A 21821-nucleotide genomic window follows, 5' to 3' on the forward strand; every position below is an offset into this window, starting at 1 on the left:
ATCTATGTGCGGCAGGGCCGCAACGAAAGGCCCCGCCGTTCACATCGGCGGGGCTTTGCTTCACTGTTCGGGCACCAGAATTTCGCGCTTGCCCACATGGTTGGCGGGGGTCACGACGCCCTGATCCTCCATCTGCTCCACCAGGCGCGCAGCCTTGTTGTAGCCGATGCCCAGCTTGCGCTGGATGTAAGAGGTGGAACACTTGCGATCCTTGATCACGATTGCCACCGCCTGATCATAAAGCGCATCCTCGCCGCCATCGCCGCCAAGGCCCAGAACCGCGTCGATATCGGCCTCGCGCTCTTCATCCGGGCCTTCGACAACGCCCGACATATAGGCCGGCGGGCCAAAGGATTTGAGGTGGTTCACGATCTCTTCCACCTCTTCGTCGCTGACGAAGGGGCCGTGAATGCGGGTGATCCGGCTGCCGCCCGCCATGTACAGCATGTCCCCCATGCCCAGCAGTTGTTCGGCGCCCTGTTCGCCCAGGATCGTGCGGCTGTCGATCTTCGAGGTCACCTGAAAGCTGATCCGGGTGGGGAAGTTGGCCTTGATCGTGCCGGTGATCACATCGACCGAAGGCCGCTGCGTGGCCATGATCAGGTGGATGCCCGAGGCCCGCGCCATCTGTGCCAGCCGCTGAATGCAAGCTTCGATTTCCTTGCCCGCCACCATCATCAGGTCGGCCATCTCATCGACGATCACCACGATATAGGGGATCGGCTGGGGCGAGAATTCGTCGGTTTCAAACACCGGATCGCCGGTTTCCTCGTCAAACCCGGTCTGGACGGTGCGCTTGAAGGTTTCGCCCTTGGCCAGCGCCTCGCGGACGCGGCCGTTATAGCCCTCGATGTTGCGCACGCCCATCTTGGACATCTTGCGATAGCGTTCCTCCATCTCGCCCACGACCCATTTCAGCGCGACGACGGCCTTTTTCGGGTCGGTGACGACGGGCGACAGCAGATGCGGGATGCCGTCATAGACCGACAGTTCCAGCATCTTGGGGTCGATCATGATCAGCCGGCATTCCTCGGGGGAAAGCTTGTAAAGCAGGCTCAGGATCATCGTGTTGATCGCCACCGACTTGCCCGAACCGGTGGTGCCCGCGATCAGCAGGTGGGGCATCTTGGCCAGGTTCGCCACGATCGGCTCGCCCGCGATATCCTTGCCCAGCGCCAGCGGCAGACGCATGGAGCTGTCGCCGAAATCGCGGGCAGAGAGGATTTCGCGCAGCACCACCTTTTCGCGGTGGGCATTGGGCAATTCGATCCCGATCACGCTGCGCCCCGGCACGGTGGACACCCGCGCCGACAGCGCCGACATCGACCGCGCGATATCATCGGCCAGCCCGATCACCCGGCTGGCCTTCAGCCCCGGCGCGGGTTCCAGTTCATACATCGTCACGACCGGGCCTGGCCGAACGCTGACGATTTCGCCGCGGACCCCGTAATCATCCAGCACGTTTTCCAACATCCGCGCGTTTTCTTCCAGCGCCTCGTCCGACAGGCTGTGGCGCTGGATCGTGACGGGGTTCATCAGCAGGCCCAGCGGCGGCGCCTCATAGGCCGGGGCCTCGGGTTCCAGTTGCAGGCGCGGCTGCGCCTCGGCCTGTGCCTGGCGCGAGGGGGTGGCGGGTTTTTTGGCCACATGCTGCACCACCCGGCGCGGCTCGGGCGTGGCGGGGGCAAAGCTGCGGCTGATCATTGGCGGCGGCGGGGCCATGTCATCGTCTTCGGCAAAGGCGGTGCCTTCGTCAAAATCGGTGTCCAGATCATCGTCGCCCCAATCTTCGGTCAGATCGGTATCGTCTTGCGGCAGCCGGGCCAGAGCTGCGGGTTCTGGCGCGCACAGGGGCGGCGTTTGCGGGCCGGGCGTTTGCAGGCCGGGCATGAAGCGGGGCATGGCCTTCAGCGGCGGCTCGATCCGGCGCGCGGGCTCGGGCGGCGTGCTGCGCGCCAGTCGCCCGGCCACGGCCGACACGACCGAAGCCAGCGCCGCCGGGGCGGCGGGGGCCGCAGCCAGCACAGGTTCGGCGCGCAAGCCAGTTACGGGGCTAACGGGGAGGCTGACCGGCGCAGCCACCTGCGCGCGTGCCTTCACCGCATCGGCAATGCGCGACCGGATACGGTCTTCGCTGGGGGCCTCGGGCGCGGTGTCGCCCCACGCGTGATGCGGCTCGATCAGTTCGGGTTCCAGATCGGCCAAGGGCGGGGCTTCGGTCGCGCGGCGGATGCGGCCCATCAGGCTGGGCCGGGCCGGTGCAAGCGGGGCATCATAAGGCAGCAACCCGGCGCGCCAGTCCCCCGGCATCGCGGCTCGGGCGGCGCGGCTTTCGGCGCGGCGCGCCTCCAGCCGGGCCTGCGCCGCCTGTGCGGCGCGCACCGAGGCCGAGGCCCCGCGCCCCAGCGCCGTCATCGCCGACGCATAGCCCAACACGGTGCCCACCATCAGAAACCGGGCAATCGCGCGGATTTCGGCCATGTCAAAGCCCAGCACAAAGGCGCCCATGCCCAGCGCGGCCATGGCCACCAGCAGCGCCATGATCTTGATGCCGAAGGCCGCGCCAAAGGGCGACAGGTTCAGCAGCGCCCCCATCACGGTATCGCCAAACAGCCCCCCCAGCCCAAAGGAATGGCCCCAGTCGGCCCCCGGCACCAGCGAGGCGGCATAGACCGAGGTCAGCGCCACCCCGATCGGCACGAAGATCACGCGCGAAAGCGCCCGGTCTTCGCCGCGATGGGTGACAAAACGCACCCCCCAAACCACCAGCGCCGCCGCGATGCCCCAGGCGCCATAGCCTGCGATCACATACAGCGGCGAGGCGACGGTGGCGCCAAGCCGACCCAGCATGTTTTGCGCGGGCTCGTCGGTGGCGGCGGTCCAGCCGGGGTCTGCGGGCGAATAGCTGCCCAGCATCATCGCCACCAGAAGCCCCGCCAACACCAGCAGAGCGCCCAGCAATTCCTTGCCGCGGCGCTCCAGGATGGCCTGTGTGTTCTGATCCAGAAGCGGGTCGCGCTGTCGTGCCTGATAGGATGCCATCTGTCCCGTCCTCAGCCGTAAAGGCAATCACGCAGCCGGATCAGGCCGCGTTCGGTTTCGTCTTTGGGGGCGACCAGCGCCACCCGGATATAGCCCGTGCCGGGGTTTTGCCCCGCCACGTCGCGCGCAAGATAAGCGCCGGGCAGCACCCGCACGCCGGTTTCCTGCCACAGCCTCAGCGTCGCTGCCTCGCCATCGGGTACCGGCAGCCACAGGAAAAAACCGCCCGCGGGTGCCCGGTAGCCCGGCACATTGCCAAGGATACGGTCGGCCAGCGCGTATTTTTCGGCGTAAAGCGCGCGGTTTTCGATCACATGCGCCTCGTCGCCCCAGGCGCGTTCCGATACGCGCTGAAGGGGCAGCGGCAGCGGCGCCCCGGCATAGTTGCGCAATTGGCGGATGTGCGCGATGCAGCCCGCGCCGCCCGCGCAAAAGCCCGACCGCAGGCCGGGCAGGTTTGACCGCTTTGACAGCGAATGAAACACCACCACCCGCTCGGGGTCGGTGCCGGTTTGCGCCGCCACCTCCAGCGCGCCGGGGGGCGGGGTGTCACGCCACAGTTCCGAATAGCATTCATCGGAAAACAAGCGGAAATCATGTTTCTCGGCCAGCGCCAGCAGATCGGCCAGATAGCCGCGCGAGGCGACGGCCCCCTGCGGGTTTGCGGGCGAGCACAGATAGGCAATCGCGGTGCGATCCAGCACTTCGGCCGGTAGGGCGGCATAATCGGGCAAAAAGCCGGTTTCGGCGGTGGCGGGCACAAAAACCGGCTCTGCCCCCAGCGCCAGCGCCGCCATCGCATAGACCTGATAAAACGGGTTCGGTATCAGGATCACGGGGCGCTTGCCTGCCTTGTTTTCCGGACACAGCGCGATCGCGGCGTTGAACAGCCCTTCGCGAGTGCCGTTCAGCGTGCTGATGCGGCCGGGGTCCAGATCGGCGCCATAGCGCCGCTTGATCCAGCCGGAAATCGAGGCCAGCAGTTCGGGCGTGCCCTCGTTCGGGGGGTATTTGCCGAATTCGCCGACATGGGTCGCCAGCACCTCGGCCACAAAGCCGGGCATCGGGTGGCGCGGCTCGCCGATGGTCATGGCGATGGGGTCGCCGCCGGGGGCGTGATGGTCCAGAAGCCTCCGCAACCGCGGAAACGCATATTCGGGCAGGTTCGAAAACCGCTCGGGAAAAGCCATGTCTGCCTCGCTCGTCGGGGTCGTTGGCGCCCCGTTGTGCAAAGGTTAGCCAAACGGGGCGCGCGCGTCCAGAAAAAGCGCCGCTTTACCGCCGGTTGTGGCAGGGCGCTGTGGCATTTCAGCCCAAGGCCGCTTCGGCCGCCTGACCCAGCCGCAACAGCCGCGCCTCGGCGCCCGGCGCCCCCATCAGCGAGATGCCGCAGGCGGGCACGCCGGTGGGCAGCGTCAGCGCGCACAGCCCGAAGATATTGGCGATCCGGGTGTTGCGCAGCGCCAGCAGGTTCTCGGCGGCAAAATAGGCCGGGTCGGTCAGAAGCCGGTCGGCATCGGGTGGCAGGATCGGCGCGGTGGGGATCAGCACCGCGTCATATTCCGCAACGGCAGCCCGCCATTCGGCGCGCAGCCGGTCCAGCACCGCCCAAGCGGCCACATAATCGGCGGCCAGAACCCCGGCCCCGGTACGGAAGCGTTCCAGAATAACCGGATACATCTTGTCAGGCGCGTCCTCGATCACGCGCTGCCACAGGCCATAGGCCTCGGGCGCGAACAGCACGCCCGACAGCGCCATCGCCGCGTCAACCATGGGCAACGCGCGCCGCATGATCTGCGCGCCCGCCTGTGCCAGCCGGTCTACGGCGACCTCAAAGGCCGCTACCGGTGCCGGGCGGGCGCCTTCGAAAGGCAGGCCCTCCAGCACCAGCAACCGCGCCCCGGCAAGGCCCGTGCCGCGCAGATCGGGGGCCGGGGTGTTTTCCAGCGCCGCCAGCAGCAGCGCACAATCCTCGACGCTGCGGGCCAGCGGGCCCACCGTGTCAAACCGCGAACATAGCGGCACCACCCCGGTCAGCGGCACCCGGCCATGGGTGGTTTTCAGGCCCACAAGATCGTTCCACGCCGCCGGAATGCGCACCGACCCCCCGGTGTCAGAGCCGACCGCCGCCGCCGCCAGCCCAAAGGCCACCGAGGCCGCCGCCCCCGAGGATGACCCGCCGGGCGCCCAGCCCTTGCCGTGCACATTGGGCGGCGTTGCCGTCATCGGGTTCACGCCCAGCCCGGAAAACGCCAGTTCCGTCATATGCGTCTTGCCTAGACAGACGGTGCCGCACAGCGTGGCCGTGGCCAGCACCGGGGCATCGGCGGCGGGCACGCGGCCTGCCAGCAGGCGTGATCCGGCCTCGGTCGCTACGCCTGCGCTGTCGAAGAGGTCTTTCCACGAAATCGCCACGCCATCCAGCGGCCCGCGCCGGGTGCCCGCCCTGGCGCGGGCATGGGCGGCACGGGCCTCGGCCCGCGCGCGGTCGGGCGTCAGCCGGGCATAGATGCGGCCCGCCTCGGGGTGGCGGGCGATGGCCTCCAGATAGCCTTCGACCAGCGCGACCGGGTCCAGCCGCCCCGCCGCGATCTGCCTGCCCTGTTCGGCGGCCGTCATCTGCTGCCCGTCCATCGCGCCCTCCTGCATTTGGCCCAAGGCTAGCCGGGCGGCGGCGGATGGACAATCCTGCGGCGCGCGCCATATTGGCAGGCATGACACATGATTCCGACATCCTGATTGCGGGCGGCGGGCTGAATGGCCCCGCCCTTGGACTGGCGCTGGCGCAGGCCGGCATGAGCGTGACGGTCGTCGATGCGGCCCCCGCGCGTGCGCGGGAGGCCGACGATTTCGACGGCCGCGCCTATGCGCTGGCGCTGGGGTCGCAGCGGTTGCTGGCGGCGCTGGGGCTGTGGCCGGGGCTGGCCGCATCGGCGCAGCCCATTTCGGCCGTGGTCACCTCCGACGGTCGGCCAGGCGAGGGCGGCGCGCCGTTTTCGATGCGGTTCGACAGCGCCGAGATGGATCAGGGCCCCGTGGGCTATATGCTGGAGGACCGGTTTCTTTACCGTGCGTTGCTGGCCGCGATCGAGGCGCATCCGCGCATTCGCTTGCTAACCGGCATCGAAGTCACCGGCCAAGAGGTGCTGGCGGGCGGGGTGCGCGTCACCTTGTCGGACGGGCAGGCGTTGACTGCGCGGCTGCTGGTGGGGGCCGACGGGCGCCGCTCGGGCGTGGCAGAACGGGCAGGCATCAAGCGCCAGGGCTGGGTCTATGGCCAGACCGCGCTGGTGGCAGCCATCGCGCATGACAAACCTCACAACGGCGTGGCGCATCAGTTCTTCATGACATCGGGGCCGTTGGCGATCTTGCCCTTGCCGGGCAACCGCTGTTCCATCGTCTGGAGCGAGCGGGCGGGGGCGGCCAAGGCTGTTGCCGCGCTGCCCGACGCCGATTTTCTGGCGCTGCTGCGGCCGCGCTTTGGCGATTTTCTGGGCGAGATCCGGCTGGCCGGGCCACGATTCACTTATCCGCTGAACCTGACCTTGGCCGAGGCCTATGTGGCCCCGCGGGTGGCGCTGGTGGGCGACGCGGCGCATGGGGTGCATCCGATCGCGGGGCAGGGGCTGAACCTGGGCCTGCGCGATGTGGCCGCGCTGGCCGAGGTGCTGGTGGGTGCTGCGCGCCGCGGCGAAGATATCGGCGCCATTGATGTGCTGGAACGCTATCAAGGCTGGCGCCGGTTCGATGCGACCGCCCTTTCGCTGGGAATGGATGCGGTCAACAAGCTGTTTTCCAATGACAACCCGGTACTGCGGGCAGGCCGCGATCTGGGTATGGGCGTGGTGCAGGCGCTGGCCCCGCTGCGCCGTGGTTTCATGCGGCAGGCCGCAGGTGTGGCCGGAACGCCGCCAAGGCTGATGCAGGGGCGGGCGCTTTAATCCAGCGCCCGCGCCTCTGCTTCCAGCAGTATCGGGATACCGGCGCGGATCGGATAGGCAAGCCGCGCCGGGCGCGAGATCAGTTCCTGCCGCTCGGCATCATAATGCAGGGTGGCCTGTGTCAGCGGGCAGACCAGCGCCTCCAGCATCCGGCGGTCGATCTCGGGGCGCATGTCGGAGCGCGGCGGCGTCACTGCACCACCTCATCGGCACCGCCGCGCAGGGCAAATTCGATCAGAGTCACCAGCGTTTCGCGTCGGGTTTCCAGCGTGGGGGCCTCCAGCAGGGCCTGCTTGTCCTCCGGCTCCAGCGGCAGCAGCATCGAAAGCGAGTTGATCAGCAACTCATCCTCGGCCTCTTTCATCGTCTCCCAGTCGGTTGACAGGCCCTGATGGGCCAGATACCGGCCGAGCACCTCCAGAAACGCGGCCCGGTCAAAGCCGGGGTCGGTTTCGGTGCGGCCCAGATCACGGGCGAAACTGTCCCATGTGACCTCGGCGCGGCGATAGGGGGTAAACCCCTGAACCTCGCGTACCAGCCGAAACCGCGAAATGCCTGACAGGGTGATCATGTAGCGCCCGTCCTCGGTTTCGGAAAATGCCGTAAGCCGCCCGGCGCAGCCAATCGCGCTGAGCCGACTGTCCCCCCCCGGCACCCGGCGCGGCTGGATCATGCCGATCAGCCGGGTCGGGGTTTTCAGGCAATCTTCAACCATTTGCAGATAGCGCGGCTCAAAGATGTGCAGCGGCAGCAGTGCGCGCGGCAACAACAACGCCCCTGGAAGCGGGAACAGCGGAATGGTCTCGGGCAAGTCGGCGATCTTGATCATGGCAGCTTATCTAGGCCGCGCATCCGATCAGGCAAACATCAGCGAGGAAAGTTTGCGCCGTCCTTTCAACACGATGGGATCATTGGGCTTCATCGCGTCGAAGATGGTGAACAATTGCGCCCGCGCGGCGCCCTCGTTCCAGTCGCGGTCGCGCCGGAACAATTCCAGCAGTTCGTCCACCGCGGCTTCGACCTTGCCGGCGGCATGCATCGCCAGCGCCAGATCAAAGCGGGCCTGATGGTTGTCGGGTTCGGCCAGAACTGTGGCCAGCAGATCGGTCACCGGGCCCGCGCTTGCAGCCTGACGAGCCAGCGCCAGTTGCGCCCTTGCCGCCTCGACCGGGGCCGAGGTGGCAAGGGACGCGGGCACACCCGCCAGAAACGCCTCGGCCTGGTCCAGATTGCCCGCGGCGATATGCGACCGGATCAGCCCGCCAAAGGCCGCGGCATTGTCGGGCTCTTCGCCCAGAATCGCGGCAAAGGTTTCGGCGGCATCGACCGCGGCGCCCTCGGCCAGCATCTGCTCGGCCGCCTCCAGCGCCTCGGCAAGGCCACCGTCCCCGGCCAGTGCGGCCAGCTTGTCGACGAATTTCTTGATTTCTGACGGCGGGATCGCGCCCTGAAAACCATCAACCGGCTGCCCCTGCCAAAAGGCATAGACCGTGGGGATCGACTGCACCCGCATCTGCGCCGCAATCTGCTGGTTTTCGTCGACGTTGACCTTGACCATCCGCACCTTGCCGCCTGCCGCGGTCACGGCGGCCTCCAGCGCCGGGCCCAGCGTCTTGCACGGCCCGCACCACGGCGCCCAGAAATCCACGATCACCGGCACCTGAAGGCTGGCATCCACCACCTCGGCCATGAAATCGGCCTCGGTCACATCCTTGATCAACACGTTGGTCTGTCCGGTTCCGAGCATCTGCTCCTCCAATGTTGTTGGCCCCTATATGCGCGCGCCCGCGCGGCTCGCCAAGGGGTCAGAGGTCAAAGCTGGCAAAGACCGGAACATGGTCCGAGGGCTGCTCCCACCCGCGCAGCTCGCGCAGGATACGGCTGCCGTGGGCGGCGTTCGATATGTCGGGCGTGGCCCAGATATGGTCCAGCCTGCGGCCCTTGTCGGCGGTGTTCCAGTCCGGGCTGCGATAGGACCACCAGCTGTAAAGCGGCCCCACGGGAATGTCCTGCCGGGTCACATCGACCCAGCCGCCCGAGGCTTGCGCGGCCCCAAGATGCTCCACCTCCACCGGCGTATGGCTGACGATCTTCAGCAGCGCCTTGTGGTTCCAGACATCATCCTCGCGCGGGGCGATGTTCAGATCGCCCACCAGAATGGCGCGGTCGGGCCGGTCCCAGCGAAAGAAATCGCGCATCTCGGTCAGGAAATCGAGCTTTTGGCCAAACTTCTCGTTTTCGTTCCGGTCGGGAATATCGCCGCCCGCAGGCACATAGACGTTGTGAATGGTAACGCCGTTCTCCAACCGGGCCGCCACATGGCGGGCATGGCCAAGGCTTGCAAAATCCTGTGCGCCGGCCTCGACGATGGGCAGGCGTGACAGGATCGCCACCCCGTTGTACCCTTTCTGCCCGCGCGCCACGATATGGCTGTATCCCAGCGCCCGGAACGCCTCCATCGGGATCTTGTCAACCGGGCTTTTGCACTCCTGCAGGCACAGCACATCGGGCGCCTCATCCTGCAACAATCGCGCCACTAGCCCCTCGCGCAGGCGGACCGAATTGATGTTCCATGTGGCAAGGGTAAAGCTCATTGCGGTCTCCGTGGTCAGGCAGACCGATCCTTGGCCCGGAGAGCGCCCCAAGGCAACCCTGCGCTGCGACCTGGTCGAAATATCCTCGGGGTGAATTGCATGCCCGCGGAAAAAAGGGGGGCAGACAGCCCCCCTTGCCGGTGCCTCAGGCGTTCAGCCGGTAGCCACCCGACTCCGTCACCAGCAGCCGCGCCTGCGAGGGGTCGGGTTCGATCTTCTGGCGCAGGCGGTAGATGTGGGTTTCCAGCGTGTGGGTCGTAACCCCGGCATTATACCCCCAGACCTCGTGCAGCAGCACATCGCGCGCCACCACCCCGTCAGGGGCGCGATACAGGAACTTCAGGATGTTGGTTTCCTTCTCGGTCAGCCGGATCTTGCGCTCCTTGGCATCGACCAGCATCTTCATTGCGGGCTTGAATGTGTAGGGCCCAAGCTGGAACACCGCATCTTCCGATTGTTCATGGGTGCGCAGTTGCGCCCGCAGGCGCGCCAGCAGAACCGGGAACTTGAACGGCTTGGTGATGTAGTCGTTCGCGCCGCTGTCCAGCCCCAGAATGGTGTCCGCATCAGTGTCATGCCCTGTCAGCATGATGATGGGGCATTTCACGCCCTGCTTGCGCAGGCGTTTGCACAGCTCGCGCCCGTCGGTATCGGGCAGGCCCACGTCCAGCACAACCAGATCATACAGCGCCCCGCGCGCCTTTTCCACGCCCTCGGCGCCGGTTCCGGCCTCGAATACGTCGAACTCCTCGGTTGCGACCAGTTGCTCGGCCAGCGCCTCGCGCAGGTCGCTATCATCATCCACCAGAAGAACTTTTTTCAGCGCGGCCATGATCGCCTCCCCATCCTTTGTGGTCCCAAGCTGCGCACGGATCACGGTCAGGGCAAGGGCAGTGAAAGATTTCTCACGCGGACGTGTCAGGATGCGGGGATATGTTTCAATTTGTGTCAGGCGGCGCTATCTGGAAGGCATGATGCAGTTGCCCCTTGGCCCCACCCCGCTTGAACGTCTGAACCGCGCCCGCGCCGATCTGCGTATGGGGCTGCCCGTCGTTCTGGCCGCGCCGGGCCGGGCGGCGCTGGCGGTGGCGGTCGAAACGCTGTCGCCGGCGCGGCTGGCGGCGCTGGCGGCGCTGGGGCCGCTGGTGCTGGCGCTGACCGTGCGGCGGGCCGAAACGCTCAAGGCGCGCGCCTACGACGGCGATCTGGCGCGGGTGGCGGTGCCCGAGGGGGCCGATCTGGCGTGGCTTCAGGCGCTGGCCGACCCGGCCGATGATCTGATGACGCCGCTCAAAGGCCCGCTGCAAACCCGGCGCGACGGCCCCGCCGATCTGGAGCGTGTGGCGCTGGCATTGATCAAATCGGCACGGCTTTTGCCGGCCGCGCTGGTCGTGCCGCTGACCGCCCCCGCGCCCGAGGGCCTGACCCGGCTTGACGCCGTCGAGGCCAGCGCGGGCCTTGCCGCCGAGGCCGCGCTGCACCCGGTTGCCGCGGCGCGGTTGCCGATGGCGCTGGCCGGCACCGGGCGGTTGCATGTGTTCCGCGCAGGCGACGGCGCCGAGGATCATTACGCCATCGAGGTCGGCCACCCCGACCGCACCCAGCCGGTTCTGACGCGGCTGCATTCGGCCTGTTTCACCGGCGATGTGCTGGGCAGTCTGAAATGCGACTGCGGCCCGCAGCTGCACGCCGCGCTTGCCGCGATGCAGGCGGCGGGCGGGGGCATTCTGCTGTATCTCAATCAGGAAGGCCGCGGCATTGGCCTTGCCAACAAGATGCGCGCCTATTCCTTGCAGGATCAGGGCTTTGATACGGTCGAGGCCAACCACCGGCTAGGGTTCGAGGATGACGAGCGCGATTTCCGCATCGGCGCGGGGCTGCTGAAACGGCTGGGCGTGTCGGCGGTGCGGTTGTTGACGAACAACCCTGCCAAGCTGCGGATGCTGGAGGCCAACGGCATTCAGGTGGTCGAACGGGTGCCGCTGAAGGTGGGCCGCACCGCCCAGAATGAGGGCTATCTGGCCACCAAGGCCGCGAAATCGGGACATCTGCTATGAGCCCTGAGGATCTGGTGCTGACGCCGATGGGGCTGCGCTTTCGCGGGCGCCGGTTTCCCGCCAGCATCGGCCGCGGCGGCATCACCGCGACCAAACGTGAGGGCGATGGGGCAACGCCCGCGGGCGTGCACCGCATCGTGGGGGTGCTGTATCGCCCCGACCGGATCGCGCGGGCATCGGTGCCGGGCTGGGCGGTGCCGATCGGGCCGGGTGATTTATGGTGCGATGCGCCGGATGACCCCGATTACAACCTGATGGTTCGCGCGCCCTTTGCTGCCAGCCACGAACGGTTGCGCCGGGCCGATCCGCTTTATGATCTGGTGCTGATCACCGACTGGAACTGGCCCCATGCCGTGCCGGGGCGCGGCTCGGCGATATTCCTCCACATCTGGCGCAGGCCGGGGTTTTGCACGGCGGGCTGTGTGGCGCTGCGCCGCGATCATCTGGTGTGGGTCGTCAACCGCCTGCGCCCCGGCGCGCGGCTGATCGTGCCACCCCTGCCGCTGCCCCGTGGCCGGGGCAGCCGGTCCGCCGACAAGGCGGGATGAGCCGTCAGTAGTCGCGCTGCGCGTCGCGGGTGGCCTGCACGGTGGCGCGCACATCGGCCAGCAGCGCCTCGGGTGCCAGCCCCTGTGCCGCCATCTCGGTGATCCACGCGGCCTCGACCTCGGCGCCTGCGGCATGGATGCGGGCGGTTTCGGCCTCGGACAGGGTGGCGATCTGGTTGCCGTCGACCTCCATCGCGGCGCGGCCTGTGGCGTCGCCGATGTCATGCGCCCGCCCCGCCCAGGCCGAGGCCGCCCAGCCCGAGTTGGCGTCGATCACGCGCTTCAGATCGTCGGGCAGGGCTGCGTAGCTATCCTTGTTCATCGCCCACAGCAGGTAAAGGTTGTAAAGCGACATCTCGCCCGCGACATCGGTGTGGCTGTCGGTCAGCTCGTTCAGCTTCAGCGAGGGTGCCAGTTCCCAGGTGATGACGCCGCCATCCAGCACCCCCTTGGCCAGCGCCTCGGGGAAGGCGGGCACCGGCAGGCCCACGGGCACCGCGCCCAGCCGTTCCAGCAACAGGGTGGCGGGCCGCGAGGGCGCGCGCAGCTTCAGCCCGCGCAGATCGTCGGCCGAGGTCAGCGCCGGGCCTTTCTTGTGCACCAGACCGCGTCCGTGCATGTGCGCGGCAATGATGTGGATGCCTGCGAAATCGTCGATCAGGTGTTTTTGCGTAAAGACCCAGGCGGCGCGGCTGGCCTCTTCGGCGGATTTGGTGACCATGAAGGGCAGTTCCAGCGCCTCCACCTCGGGGAAGCGGCCGGGCTGGTAGGACGGTGCGATCCAGCCGCCATCGACCACGCCATCGGCGATCAGATCATACATGTCGGCGGGTGTGCCGCCCAGTTGCATGGCCGGGTAAAGCTCTACCTTGATGCGCCCGCCCGAGTCCTTCTCGATCTTGTCGGCCCAGGGCTGCATGAAATGCGTCGGACTGGCCGAGGCGGGCGAGACGAAGTGCTGAAACCGCAGCGTCACCTCCTGGGCGGCTGCCGCGCCGGTCAGCGCAAGGGTCGCAAGCGTGGCAAAAAGGGCGGTCTTCATGGGCGGTTCCTCCTCGGGGTCGGATGCGGCGCTTGGGTTCGGGCTAAGGGCTGACGTTGGGTAAATCAATCGCAAAGGGGGCGGGGCGGCCTAGAACCACTGCCCCGGCTCCATCAGGCCCAGATCCATCAGTTGCTGCGATTGCCAGTCGAACCGCTGCGACCCGGCCCAGCGAAAGCTGGCGATGGCATGGCTTGAACCGGGGTTGGCCTTCAGCGCCTTGGCCACCCGGAACGACACCACCGCCGCCGTCAGGTTGTGGTGCCAGGGGCAGGAATAGGTGTTGTATTCCTCGATGTTGAAGGTGTGGTCGGGCCGCAGCACCAGCCCCCTTTGCGCCCGAAACAGCGCGATCCGGTCGATCTTGCGGCGCGGGGCGGGGATATGTTCCTCGAACCGCCAGCGCAGCCCGCCGAAGAAATCCAGTTGCCGTTCCTTGGGGCTGCCGGTGGCGTCGGGGCGGGCCAGCGCGTAATAGCCCGACCGGTCCAGCATCGCCTGATCAAGGCAGACGGCGTCGGGGTTTGCGGCCAGATCGGCGGCGTAAAGGTCGATCACATAGGTCAGCATCGCATCGCGCCGTTCTTCGGCGTGAAAGGCGATCATCTCGCGCACAGAGCGCGTTTCGCAAAACGGGTAGAACAGGTATTCGGTGTTGAATCCGTAATAAAGCCAGGTCGTCGGCGGGCAGGCGGCGATCACGCGGGTGATCGTGTCGGCCACCGCCTCGCGGTCATAGGGCTGATGCGTGACGCGGTGAACCAGCGGCGCGAGCGAGGCGGGCAGGGTCAGTGCCTGCGGCATGAAGGCCACCACGGCGCGAAAGCCCGCCCGCAGGTGGTGGCGCAGGGTGCTGTCCACCTCGGCTGCATCCTCGACCACGATCAGGGCGACCGGGCCTTGTGCCAGCACCGCGCGCCCCTGCTGCAAAAAGGCGTCGAGTGAGGGATAGTCCATTCCGTCCCCGTCTTGTGATCTGGCGCGCAAGATCGGGCAGCGGGCGGCGGATTGCAAGCGGGGCAGCATCTGGGGTATCAGACGCCATTCTTGCGAAGAGGCGGGGCCGATGGCCGATCCGAAGGCGGGGCTGAAAAAGCTCCATATCAAGACCTATGGCTGTCAGATGAACGTCTATGACAGCGAGCGCATGGCCGAGGCCATGGGCGCCGAGGGCTATGTTCTGACCGACGATCCGGCCGCAGCCGACATGGTGCTGCTGAACACCTGCCACATCCGCGAAAAGGCGGCCGAAAAGCTGTATTCCGATCTGGGGCGGCTGAAGCCCTTCAAGACCGCCAAGCCCGATCTGACGGTGGCGGTGGCAGGTTGCGTGGCGCAGGCCGAGGGGGCCGAAATCCTGCGGCGGATGCCGCTGGTCGATCTGGTGGTGGGCAGTCAGAATTACCACCGCCTGCCCGCGATGGTGAAGGCCGCCGAGGGCGGGGCGCGACCGGTGGACACCGAGTTTCCGGTCGAAGACAAGTTCGACCTTTTGCCCGACCGCCCCGCGGCAAGCGCCCGGCCCACCGCCTTTCTGACCGTGCAGGAGGGCTGTGACAAATTCTGCGCCTTCTGCGTGGTGCCCTACACCCGCGGCGCCGAGATCAGCCGCCCCGTTGACCGCATCCTGACCGAGGCGGGCAAGCTGGTGGCGCGCGGTGTGCGTGAAATCACCCTGCTGGGCCAGAACGTCAACGGCTATCACGGGCAGGGGCCGGATGGCGCGTGGGGGCTGGGGCGTCTGACGCGCGACCTGGCGCGGATCGAGGGGCTGGAGCGCATCCGCTACACCACCTCGCACCCGAACGACATGGCAGACGACCTGATCGCCGCCCATGCCGAGGAACCCAAGCTGATGCCCTATCTGCACCTGCCGGTGCAGTCGGGGTCGGACCGCATCCTGAAGGCGATGAACCGTAAACATACCGCCGAGGATTATCTGCGGCTGGTCGAACGTATCCGCGCCGCGCGACCCGACATTCTGCTGACCTCGGATTTCATCGTGGGCTTCCCCGGGGAGACCGAGGCGGATTTTCAGGCGACGCTCGATCTGATCGGCGCGGTCACCTATGGCGCGGCCTATTCGTTCAAATATTCGGCCCGCCCCGGCACCCCCGCGGCCAGCCGCGAGGCGGTGGCCGCCGAAGTGGCCGACGACCGCCTGCACCGGTTGCAGGCGCTGATCACCCGACAGCAGCGCGCAGCCCAGGCGGCGATGGTGGGGCGGGTGGTGACGGTGCTGTTTGAAAAGCCGGGGCGGATGCCGGGGCAGTGGGTCGGCAAGTCGGAATATCTGCACGCCGTTCACGTTGCCGCCCCCGATCTGCGGCCCGGCGTGCTGGCGCGGGTCAGAATCACCGCCTCTGATCCCAATTCTCTGGCCGGGGAACTGATGGGCGATTACGGCCCCCGAAGGCCGGTTTTGGCGGCGGTTTGACGAAAATTTGCGCCGATGGCGCCGGGCGCAGGCCCTGCGGGGGCAACCATTGCTTGCGGAATTGCAGGCAGCAAGGCACCATACTTGGAAACGTCAGCACAGGGAGATGCTGTTGGGCCTGAGCGCGATCACCCCCCCGCCCCGTTCCCAGGATGCGCATGAAACGCTACTGGAATATCCCGACAACCGCCTGCTGATCGACCTGTGCGGCGAGTTTGACCGCAACCTCGCCCAGATCGAGCACAAGCTGGGGGTGCATATCCTGCGCCGCGGCAATCTGTTGGCGGTGGTGGGCAGCCCCGAGGCGCAGGCGCAGGCGGGCGCGGTGCTGAACGCGCTGTATGGGCGGCTGGAACAGGGCCGGCCGGTGGATGCGGCCGAGATCGACGCCGCGATCCGGCTGGGCGATCTGGGCGCCGAGGCGGTGCCGCTGGACGAACAACTGGAGATGTTCGCCGCCGGCCACTACGAGATTCGCACCCGCAAGAAGCAGGTCGAGCCGCGGACCGAGGCGCAGAAGGCCTACGTAAAGAACCTCTTTACCCATGAAATGGCGTTCGGCATCGGGCCTGCGGGCACCGGCAAGACCTATCTGGCGGTGGCCGTGGGTGTGACCATGCTGATCGGCGGGCATGTGGACAAGATCATCCTCGGCCGCCCCGCCGTCGAGGCGGGCGAGCGGCTGGGCTTTCTGCCCGGCGACATGAAGGAGAAGGTCGATCCTTACATGCAGCCGCTGTATGACGCGCTGAACGACTTTCTGCCGCAAAAGCAGATGCAAAAGCTGATGGAGGAAAAGCGCATCGAGATCGCGCCTCTGGCCTTCATGCGCGGTCGCACGCTGTCGAACGCATTTGTGGTGCTGGACGAGGCGCAGAACGCCACCACGATGCAGATGAAGATGTTTCTGACCCGCCTGGGCGAGGGCAGCCGCATGGTGATCACCGGCGACCGCACCCAGATCGACCTGCCGCGCGGCACCGCCTCGGGGCTGGCCGATGCCGAGCGCATTCTGGATGGGGTCAGGGGGATCAGCTTCAACTACTTCACCGCCAAGGATGTGGTGCGCCATGCCCTTGTGGCCCGGATCATCCAGGCTTATGACCGCGACGATGGAGCCGCTGGTTGATGTTGTGATCGAGGACGACCGTTGGAAAACCTTCGGTCTGGAAGCTGCCGCCGAGGCGGCGGGGCGTGCCGTGCTGGCCGATCTGGGGCTTGACCCCGTGGGTTATGTCATCAGTTGCCTGGGCTGCGACGATGCCCGCATCGCTGGGCTGAACGCCGATTTCCGCGGCAAGCCCGCGCCGACGAACGTGCTGTCCTGGCCGTCCGAGGAACGCTGCGCCGAGGCCGACGGCGGCACGCCAGATCTGCCCGAGCCGGGCGCGATGATGCCCGAGGAGCTGGGCGACATCGCCATCGCCTGGGAAACCTGCGCCCGCGAGGCAGTCGAACAGGGCAAGGCGATGGCCGACCATGTGACGCATCTTCTCGTGCATGGCACCCTGCATCTGCTGGGATATGATCACATCCGCGACAATGACGCGCTCTTGATGGAAGCTACCGAAACCCGCATCTTGGCAGGCATGGGGATTGCCAATCCCTACGATTAGCCGGGCATCCGGCACAGCACCGCCGGGGCAGGCACCCGGCCTATGGAATGACCGATGGGACAAAGTGCAGACGGACCGCCCCCCGCGCAAGCCGCGCGGGAGACTGACGAGGATGACAGTCAGGCCGAACAGGGCCAGCCGCGCGGGCTTTTGGGGCGCATTCTGAACGCCTTCAGCCCGTCGGAGGGGGAGGGGCAGTCCGACCTGTCGGCGCTGGGCGCGCCCACGCCCGCCACGCTTCCCGGCATCGGCAACCTGCGCCGGATGCGGGTCGAGGATGTGGCGATCCCCAAGGTGGAGATCGTGGCCGTGCCCGTCACCATCAGCCTGCCCGATCTGGTGGCGACCTTCCGCGAACAGGGGTTTTCGCGGATGCCGGTATTCAAGGGCACGCTCGACAGCCCGCTGGGGCTGATCCACCTCAAGGATCTGGCGATGCAGCACGGCTTTGGCCTGACGCCGGTCGCGCGGTTCTCGCTGCGCACGATGTTGCGGCCGCTGCTGTATGCCCCGCCCTCAATGCCGATCGGGGTGTTGTTGCAAAAGATGCAGAGCCAGCGCATCCACATGGCGCTGGTGATCGACGAATATGGCGGGGTCGATGGTCTGGTGACGATCGAAGACCTGATCGAACAGGTCATCGGCGAAATCGAGGATGAACACGACGAGGTCGAAGGTGGCTACTGGACGGTCGAAAAGCCGGGCCAGTATCTGGTGCAGGCCCGCGCGCCGCTGGACGAATTCGAAACCGCCATCGGCATGAAGCTGGCCGATGCCGAAACCGATGAGGAAATCGACACGCTGGGGGGACTTGTGTTCATGCTGACCGGTCGGGTTCCGGTGCGTGGCGAGGTGATCCCGATGGGCAATGGCGTGGAATTTGAAATCGTCGATGCCGACCCGCGCCGGATCAAGCGGTTGCGGGTGCGCCTGCCACAGGCTGCGCGGCCGGAATGACGGCGCGCTGGCGTCTGGCGGGGGCGGCGGTGCTGGGTGCCGCCGTGGCAGCCGGGCAGGCGCCCTTGGGCTGGTGGTTTGTGGCGCTGCCCGCGCTGGCGGGGGTGATTGCGCTGGCCGCCGCGGCGCACCGCGGCGCGGCCTGGATCGGCTGGGCCGCAGGCGCGGGTTATGCTGCCGCCGCGCTGAACTGGATTGTCGAGCCGTTTCTGATCGAGCCCGAGGTTTACGGCTGGATGGCGCCCTTCGCGCTGGTGCTGATGGCGGCGGGTATGGGCCTGTTCTGGGCCGCGGCGGCGGGCGTTGGGGCACGGCTGGGCCGTGCGCCGGGCAGCCGGGCGCTGGCCATGGCGCTGGCGCTGGCGGGTGCCGATCTGCTGCGCGGCTATCTGTTCACCGGCTTTCCCTGGGCGCTGCTGGGCCACATCTGGATCGACACGCCGCTGGCGCAGGCCGCGGCCTTTGCGGGGCCGGTCGGGTTGAGCCTGATCACCGCGTTGGTGGCGGCATCGCTCGCGCTGCCGGGGCGCGGGCGGATGCTGACGGCGCCGGTGGCGGCGCTGGCGCTGGCCGGACTTTGGGCGGGCGGGCAGGCGCGGCTGGCTGTGCCTGCGCCGGTGCGCGCGGCGCCGGTCATGCTGCGGCTGGTGCAGCCCAATGCGGCGCAGCACCTGAAATGGCAGCCCGACATGGCGCGCGAATTCTTCTACCGCCACCTTGATCTGACCGCGACCGATCCGGCGCCGGGGGCGCGGCCGCCTGATCTGGTGATCTGGCCCGAAACCGCCGTGCCGTTCCTGCTGGAGGATGAAGGCCCCGGCCGCGCGATGATCGCCGAGGCGGCAGGCGGTGTGCCGGTCGCGGTGGGCATCCAGCGGATGGAGGGGGCGCGGTTCTTCAACAGCCTCGCCCTGATCGGAGCGGGGGGCGCGATTGGCCCGGTCTATGACAAGTTCCACCTGGTGCCCTTTGGCGAATACATCCCGTTCGGCGATCTGGCCGCGCGGTTTGGCATCACCGCCTTTGCCGCACAGGCGGGCAACGGCTATTCGGCGGGGCCGGGGGCCATGGTGCTGGACCTGGGCGCGCTGGGCCGGGTTCAGCCGCTGATCTGCTATGAGGCGATCTTTCCGCAAGACCTGCGCGCCGCGCCCGAACGGCCCGACTGGCTGCTTCAGATCACCAATGATGGCTGGTTTGGCGACCTGACCGGCCCGTGGCAGCACCTGGCGCAGGCCCGGTTGCGCGCGGTCGAGACGGGGCTGCCGCTGGCCCGCGCCGCGAATACCGGCGTCAGCGCCGTGATTGACGCCAAGGGCCGGGTTCTGGCCGAGCTCGGCATGGGGCAGATCGGCACGCTGGATCTGGCGCTGCCTGCGGCGCTGCCACCCACCCTTTATGCCCGGACCGGCGACTGGCCCGTGTTTGCGCTAATCGTCGCAGCATTGGGCGGGCTGGCACTGCGCCAGCGGAAAGCCATTGACCGCGCATCGGGGCGGGTCTAGGCAAGCGCATTGAACCGCCACAACGGCTTCCTGGCGTGGCGGGGATTAACCAGCGGAGCACGTCCCATGACACGTCAGAACTACACTTTCACCTCCGAATCCGTTTCGGAGGGGCATCCCGACAAGCTGTGCGATCGGGTCTCGGATGCCGTCCTCGACGCCTTTCTGGCCGAGGAGCCCAACGCCCGCGTTGCCTGCGAAACCTTTGCCACGACCAACCGCGTTGTCGTTGGTGGCGAGGTGGGTCTGTCGGACCCCAAGCGTCTGGATGCCTTCATGGAGCGTGTCGATGGTATCGTGCGCGACTGCGTCAAGGACATCGGCTACGAGCAGGAACATTTCCACTGGGACACGATCACCGTGTCGAACTACCTGCACAAGCAGTCGGCGCATATCGCGCAGGGCGTGGACAAGGACGGGGCCGGCGATCAGGGCATCATGTTCGGCTATGCCACCGACGAAACGCCCGAGCTGATGCCTGCGCCGATCCAGTATGCCCATGCCATCCTGCGCCGTCTGGCCGAGGTGCGCAAATCGGGTCAGGAGCCGACGCTGCGCCCCGACGCCAAATCGCAACTGTCGCTGCGCTATGAAAACGGCAAGCCGGTCGAGGTGACGTCGATCGTTCTGTCGACCCAGCATGCCGATGAAAACCAGACCTCGGACGATATCCGTGCCATCGTGGAGCCCCATATCCGCGAGGTTCTGCCTTCGGGCTGGATTTCCGACAAGACCGAATGGTGGGTGAACCCGACCGGCACCTTTGTGATCGGCGGCCCCGACGGCGATGCCGGCCTGACCGGGCGCAAGATCATCGTGGATACTTACGGCGGGGCCGCGCCCCATGGCGGCGGTGCGTTTTCGGGCAAAGACCCCACCAAGGTGGACCGTTCGGCCGCCTATGCCGCGCGTTATCTGGCAAAAAACGTCGTCGCTGCGGGGCTGGCCAAACGCTGCACCATTCAGGTGTCCTACGCGATCGGCGTGGCCAAGCCGCTGTCGATCTATGTGGATACCCACGGCACCGGCCAGGTGCCCGAGGCCGAGATCGAGCGGGTGGTGGCGCAGGTGATGGACCTGACCCCGCGCGGCATCCGCACCCAGCTTGACCTGTGCAAGCCGATCTATTCGCGCACCGCGGCCTATGGCCATTTCGGACGGGCGCCCGAGGCTGATGGCGGCTTCAGCTGGGAACGCACCGATCTGGCCGAGGCGATCAAGAAGGCGATTTGATGCGGGGGGCGGGCAAGGTGCGCCTGTGGCGTGTGCCGTGACGGCGCACCCACCCCGACCATTGCGCTTTGCTTGACCCCCGCTGCGGAACAGGGTTAGAGGCCCCGGAACACTCCGGGGCCTTTTCCATGACCGATGACACCGATCCCGCGCCCGAATGGCGCAACTTCTATGGCCGCCGGTCGGGCAAGACGATCCGCAAGAGCCAGCGCACCTATCTGTCCGAAGACCTGACAACGCTGTGCCCTGCAGGTGTCAGCCGCGCTGACAACCCCGAGCGTGCACCGCTCGACCTGACCGCGATCTTTGGCGATGACCGGCCCGTGTGGCTGGAAATCGGCTTTGGCGGGGGCGAGCACATGGTGCATATGGCCGCGACCTACCCCGAGGTGGGCCTGATCGGCTGCGAGCCGTTCATCAACGGCGTGGCCATGCTGCTGGGCAAGATCCGGCTGGCGGGGGTCACGAACCTTGCGGTTTACCCCGGCGATGCGCGCGATCTGCTGGATGTGCTGCCCGCAGGCAGCCTGACCCGCGCCTTTCTGAACTACCCCGACCCCTGGCCCAAGCGCCGCCACCACCGCCGCCGTTTTGTGACGCAGGATCACCTTGTGCCGCTGGCGCGCGCGATGGCGCCGGGGGCCGAGTTCCGGGTGGCGACCGATATTCCCGATTACGTCCGCCAGACGCTGGCCGAGGTGCCGAAGGCGGGCTTTGATCTGGTCGGGAACGGCGTCACGGCGTGGGATGACTGGATTTCCACCCGTTATGAACAAAAGGCGCTGCGCGAGGGGCGTGCGCCGCATTACGTCACCTTCCGCCGCCGCTGATCCGTTACCGAAGGGTCAT

The 21821-nt window shown here is 67.2% G+C and carries 20 protein-coding genes and 1 riboswitch; of the genes, 10 read left to right on the forward strand and 10 right to left on the reverse strand.

Annotation, left to right across the window (positions count from 1 at the left end):
• Window positions 1–60: 60 nt before the first annotated feature.
• The 3 genes from C5F46_RS02790 to C5F46_RS02800 form a co-directional block, all read right to left on the reverse strand.
• The gene (locus C5F46_RS02790) at window positions 61–3042 is read right to left on the reverse strand and encodes a DNA translocase FtsK (RefSeq protein WP_107323834.1); all 2982 of its coding nucleotides are present in this window, start codon (window positions 3040–3042) and stop codon (window positions 61–63) included.
• Between the two features lie 11 nt (window positions 3043–3053).
• A complete protein-coding gene (locus C5F46_RS02795) occupies window positions 3054–4232 on the reverse strand; it encodes an aminotransferase class I/II-fold pyridoxal phosphate-dependent enzyme (RefSeq protein ID WP_107323892.1) in 1179 nt (392 codons plus the stop codon).
• Window positions 4233–4350: 118 nt separating this feature from the next.
• Entirely contained in the window at window positions 4351–5676 is a 1326-nt protein-coding gene (locus tag C5F46_RS02800; protein ID WP_107323894.1) for an amidase, read from the reverse strand.
• A gap of 80 nt (window positions 5677–5756) precedes the next feature.
• On the opposite strand from C5F46_RS02800, the gene C5F46_RS02805 reads away from it, so the two are divergent.
• Complete coding sequence (locus C5F46_RS02805) at window positions 5757–6983, forward strand: UbiH/UbiF/VisC/COQ6 family ubiquinone biosynthesis hydroxylase (protein ID WP_107323893.1); 1227 nt, start codon at window positions 5757–5759, stop codon at window positions 6981–6983.
• On the opposite strand, the gene C5F46_RS02810 is transcribed toward C5F46_RS02805, so the two are convergent.
• The 5 genes from C5F46_RS02810 to C5F46_RS02830 form a co-directional block, all read right to left on the reverse strand.
• Complete coding sequence (locus C5F46_RS02810) at window positions 6980–7156, reverse strand: Trm112 family protein (RefSeq protein WP_107323835.1); 177 nt, start codon at window positions 7154–7156, stop codon at window positions 6980–6982. The two genes, C5F46_RS02805 and C5F46_RS02810, sit on opposite strands and share 4 nt — an antisense overlap.
• Before the next feature lie 17 nt (window positions 7157–7173).
• A complete protein-coding gene (locus tag C5F46_RS02815; protein WP_107323836.1) occupies window positions 7174–7812 on the reverse strand; it encodes an LON peptidase substrate-binding domain-containing protein in 639 nt (212 codons plus the stop codon).
• 27 nt (window positions 7813–7839) lie between these two features.
• Window positions 7840–8730, reverse strand: a complete 891-nt coding sequence (gene trxA, locus C5F46_RS02820; protein ID WP_107323837.1) for a thioredoxin — start codon at window positions 8728–8730, stop codon at window positions 7840–7842.
• A 58-nt stretch (window positions 8731–8788) separates the two neighbouring features.
• On the reverse strand, window positions 8789–9577 hold the full coding sequence (locus C5F46_RS02825; protein WP_107323838.1) for an exodeoxyribonuclease III: 789 nt from the start codon (window positions 9575–9577) through the stop codon (window positions 8789–8791).
• Window positions 9578–9722: 145 nt separating this feature from the next.
• Window positions 9723–10409 carry a response regulator transcription factor gene (locus C5F46_RS02830; RefSeq protein WP_107323895.1) on the reverse strand — a complete coding sequence of 229 codons (687 nt, stop codon included), beginning with the start codon at window positions 10407–10409 and terminating at the stop codon, window positions 9723–9725.
• 142 nt (window positions 10410–10551) lie between these two features.
• Here C5F46_RS02830 and ribA point away from each other — a divergent pair, with 142 nt between their 5' ends.
• Together ribA and C5F46_RS02840 are read left to right on the forward strand one after the other, a co-directional pair.
• Window positions 10552–11634 (forward strand): GTP cyclohydrolase II, encoded by a 1083-nt coding sequence (gene ribA, locus C5F46_RS02835; RefSeq protein ID WP_107323896.1) that lies wholly within the window; start codon window positions 10552–10554, stop codon window positions 11632–11634.
• On the forward strand, window positions 11631–12182 hold the full coding sequence (locus C5F46_RS02840; protein ID WP_107323839.1) for a L,D-transpeptidase family protein: 552 nt from the start codon (window positions 11631–11633) through the stop codon (window positions 12180–12182). Before ribA ends, C5F46_RS02840 begins: the two co-directional genes overlap by 4 nt.
• Before the next feature lie 4 nt (window positions 12183–12186).
• Here the strand turns inward: C5F46_RS02840 and C5F46_RS02845 are convergent, their stop codons facing one another.
• Both C5F46_RS02845 and C5F46_RS02850 read right to left on the reverse strand, forming a co-directional pair.
• Window positions 12187–13224 (reverse strand): TRAP transporter substrate-binding protein, encoded by a 1038-nt coding sequence (locus C5F46_RS02845; protein WP_107323840.1) that lies wholly within the window; start codon window positions 13222–13224, stop codon window positions 12187–12189.
• A 90-nt stretch (window positions 13225–13314) separates the two neighbouring features.
• The gene (locus C5F46_RS02850; protein ID WP_107323841.1) at window positions 13315–14181 is read right to left on the reverse strand and encodes a glycosyltransferase family protein; all 867 of its coding nucleotides are present in this window, start codon (window positions 14179–14181) and stop codon (window positions 13315–13317) included.
• 109 nt (window positions 14182–14290) lie between these two features.
• Between C5F46_RS02850 and miaB the strand changes: the two genes are divergently transcribed.
• The 7 genes from miaB to trmB all read left to right on the forward strand — a co-directional run bounded on the left by miaB (window position 14291) and on the right by trmB (window position 21802).
• Entirely contained in the window at window positions 14291–15661 is a 1371-nt protein-coding gene (gene miaB / locus C5F46_RS02855; protein WP_107323842.1) for a tRNA (N6-isopentenyl adenosine(37)-C2)-methylthiotransferase MiaB, read from the forward strand.
• Between the two features lie 106 nt (window positions 15662–15767).
• On the forward strand, window positions 15768–16790 hold the full coding sequence (locus C5F46_RS02860; protein ID WP_107323843.1) for a PhoH family protein: 1023 nt from the start codon (window positions 15768–15770) through the stop codon (window positions 16788–16790).
• A complete protein-coding gene (ybeY, locus tag C5F46_RS02865; protein ID WP_107323897.1) occupies window positions 16774–17277 on the forward strand; it encodes an rRNA maturation RNase YbeY in 504 nt (167 codons plus the stop codon). The genes C5F46_RS02860 and ybeY overlap by 17 nt, the downstream gene beginning before the upstream one ends.
• Window positions 17278–17331: 54 nt before the next feature.
• Window positions 17332–18234, forward strand: a complete 903-nt coding sequence (locus tag C5F46_RS02870) for a hemolysin family protein (RefSeq protein ID WP_107323844.1) — start codon at window positions 17332–17334, stop codon at window positions 18232–18234.
• On the forward strand, window positions 18231–19739 hold the full coding sequence (gene lnt, locus C5F46_RS02875; RefSeq protein WP_107323845.1) for an apolipoprotein N-acyltransferase: 1509 nt from the start codon (window positions 18231–18233) through the stop codon (window positions 19737–19739). Before C5F46_RS02870 ends, lnt begins: the two co-directional genes overlap by 4 nt.
• Before the next feature lie 11 nt (window positions 19740–19750).
• A riboswitch (SAM-SAH riboswitch) is annotated at window positions 19751–19799 on the forward strand.
• 6 nt (window positions 19800–19805) lie between these two features.
• Complete coding sequence (metK, locus tag C5F46_RS02880) at window positions 19806–20972, forward strand: methionine adenosyltransferase (protein ID WP_107323846.1); 1167 nt, start codon at window positions 19806–19808, stop codon at window positions 20970–20972.
• Between the two features lie 128 nt (window positions 20973–21100).
• On the forward strand, window positions 21101–21802 hold the full coding sequence (gene trmB / locus C5F46_RS02885) for a tRNA (guanine(46)-N(7))-methyltransferase TrmB (protein WP_107323847.1): 702 nt from the start codon (window positions 21101–21103) through the stop codon (window positions 21800–21802).
• Window positions 21803–21821 lie beyond the last annotated feature (19 nt).

This window comes from Phaeovulum veldkampii DSM 11550 (genome assembly GCF_003034995.1).
Lineage (GTDB): Bacteria > Pseudomonadota > Alphaproteobacteria > Rhodobacterales > Rhodobacteraceae > Phaeovulum > Phaeovulum veldkampii.

Bases quoted from the DNA above. Each gene is read 5' to 3' on its own strand.
- lnt (WP_107323845.1), top strand. From the start codon at position 18,231: ATGACGGCGCGCTGGCGTCTGGCGGGGGCGGCGGTGCTGGGTGCCGCC.
- C5F46_RS02790 (WP_107323834.1), bottom strand. From the start codon at position 3,042: ATGGCATCCTATCAGGCACGACAGCGCGACCCGCTTCTGGATCAGAAC.
- C5F46_RS02845 (WP_107323840.1), bottom strand. From the start codon at position 13,224: ATGAAGACCGCCCTTTTTGCCACGCTTGCGACCCTTGCGCTGACCGGC.
- miaB (WP_107323842.1), top strand. From the start codon at position 14,291: ATGGCCGATCCGAAGGCGGGGCTGAAAAAGCTCCATATCAAGACCTAT.
- C5F46_RS02860 (WP_107323843.1), top strand. From the start codon at position 15,768: ATGCTGTTGGGCCTGAGCGCGATCACCCCCCCGCCCCGTTCCCAGGAT.
- ribA (WP_107323896.1), top strand. From the start codon at position 10,552: ATGCAGTTGCCCCTTGGCCCCACCCCGCTTGAACGTCTGAACCGCGCC.
- C5F46_RS02805 (WP_107323893.1), top strand. From the start codon at position 5,757: ATGACACATGATTCCGACATCCTGATTGCGGGCGGCGGGCTGAATGGC.
- C5F46_RS02815 (WP_107323836.1), bottom strand. From the start codon at position 7,812: ATGATCAAGATCGCCGACTTGCCCGAGACCATTCCGCTGTTCCCGCTT.
- metK (WP_107323846.1), top strand. From the start codon at position 19,806: ATGACACGTCAGAACTACACTTTCACCTCCGAATCCGTTTCGGAGGGG.
- C5F46_RS02800 (WP_107323894.1), bottom strand. From the start codon at position 5,676: ATGGACGGGCAGCAGATGACGGCCGCCGAACAGGGCAGGCAGATCGCG.
- C5F46_RS02795 (WP_107323892.1), bottom strand. From the start codon at position 4,232: ATGGCTTTTCCCGAGCGGTTTTCGAACCTGCCCGAATATGCGTTTCCG.
- C5F46_RS02850 (WP_107323841.1), bottom strand. From the start codon at position 14,181: ATGGACTATCCCTCACTCGACGCCTTTTTGCAGCAGGGGCGCGCGGTG.
- C5F46_RS02810 (WP_107323835.1), bottom strand. From the start codon at position 7,156: ATGCGCCCCGAGATCGACCGCCGGATGCTGGAGGCGCTGGTCTGCCCG.
- C5F46_RS02825 (WP_107323838.1), bottom strand. From the start codon at position 9,577: ATGAGCTTTACCCTTGCCACATGGAACATCAATTCGGTCCGCCTGCGC.
- ybeY (WP_107323897.1), top strand. From the start codon at position 16,774: ATGGAGCCGCTGGTTGATGTTGTGATCGAGGACGACCGTTGGAAAACC.
- C5F46_RS02830 (WP_107323895.1), bottom strand. From the start codon at position 10,409: ATGGCCGCGCTGAAAAAAGTTCTTCTGGTGGATGATGATAGCGACCTG.
- trxA (WP_107323837.1), bottom strand. From the start codon at position 8,730: ATGCTCGGAACCGGACAGACCAACGTGTTGATCAAGGATGTGACCGAG.
- C5F46_RS02840 (WP_107323839.1), top strand. From the start codon at position 11,631: ATGAGCCCTGAGGATCTGGTGCTGACGCCGATGGGGCTGCGCTTTCGC.
- C5F46_RS02870 (WP_107323844.1), top strand. From the start codon at position 17,332: ATGGGACAAAGTGCAGACGGACCGCCCCCCGCGCAAGCCGCGCGGGAG.
- trmB (WP_107323847.1), top strand. From the start codon at position 21,101: ATGACCGATGACACCGATCCCGCGCCCGAATGGCGCAACTTCTATGGC.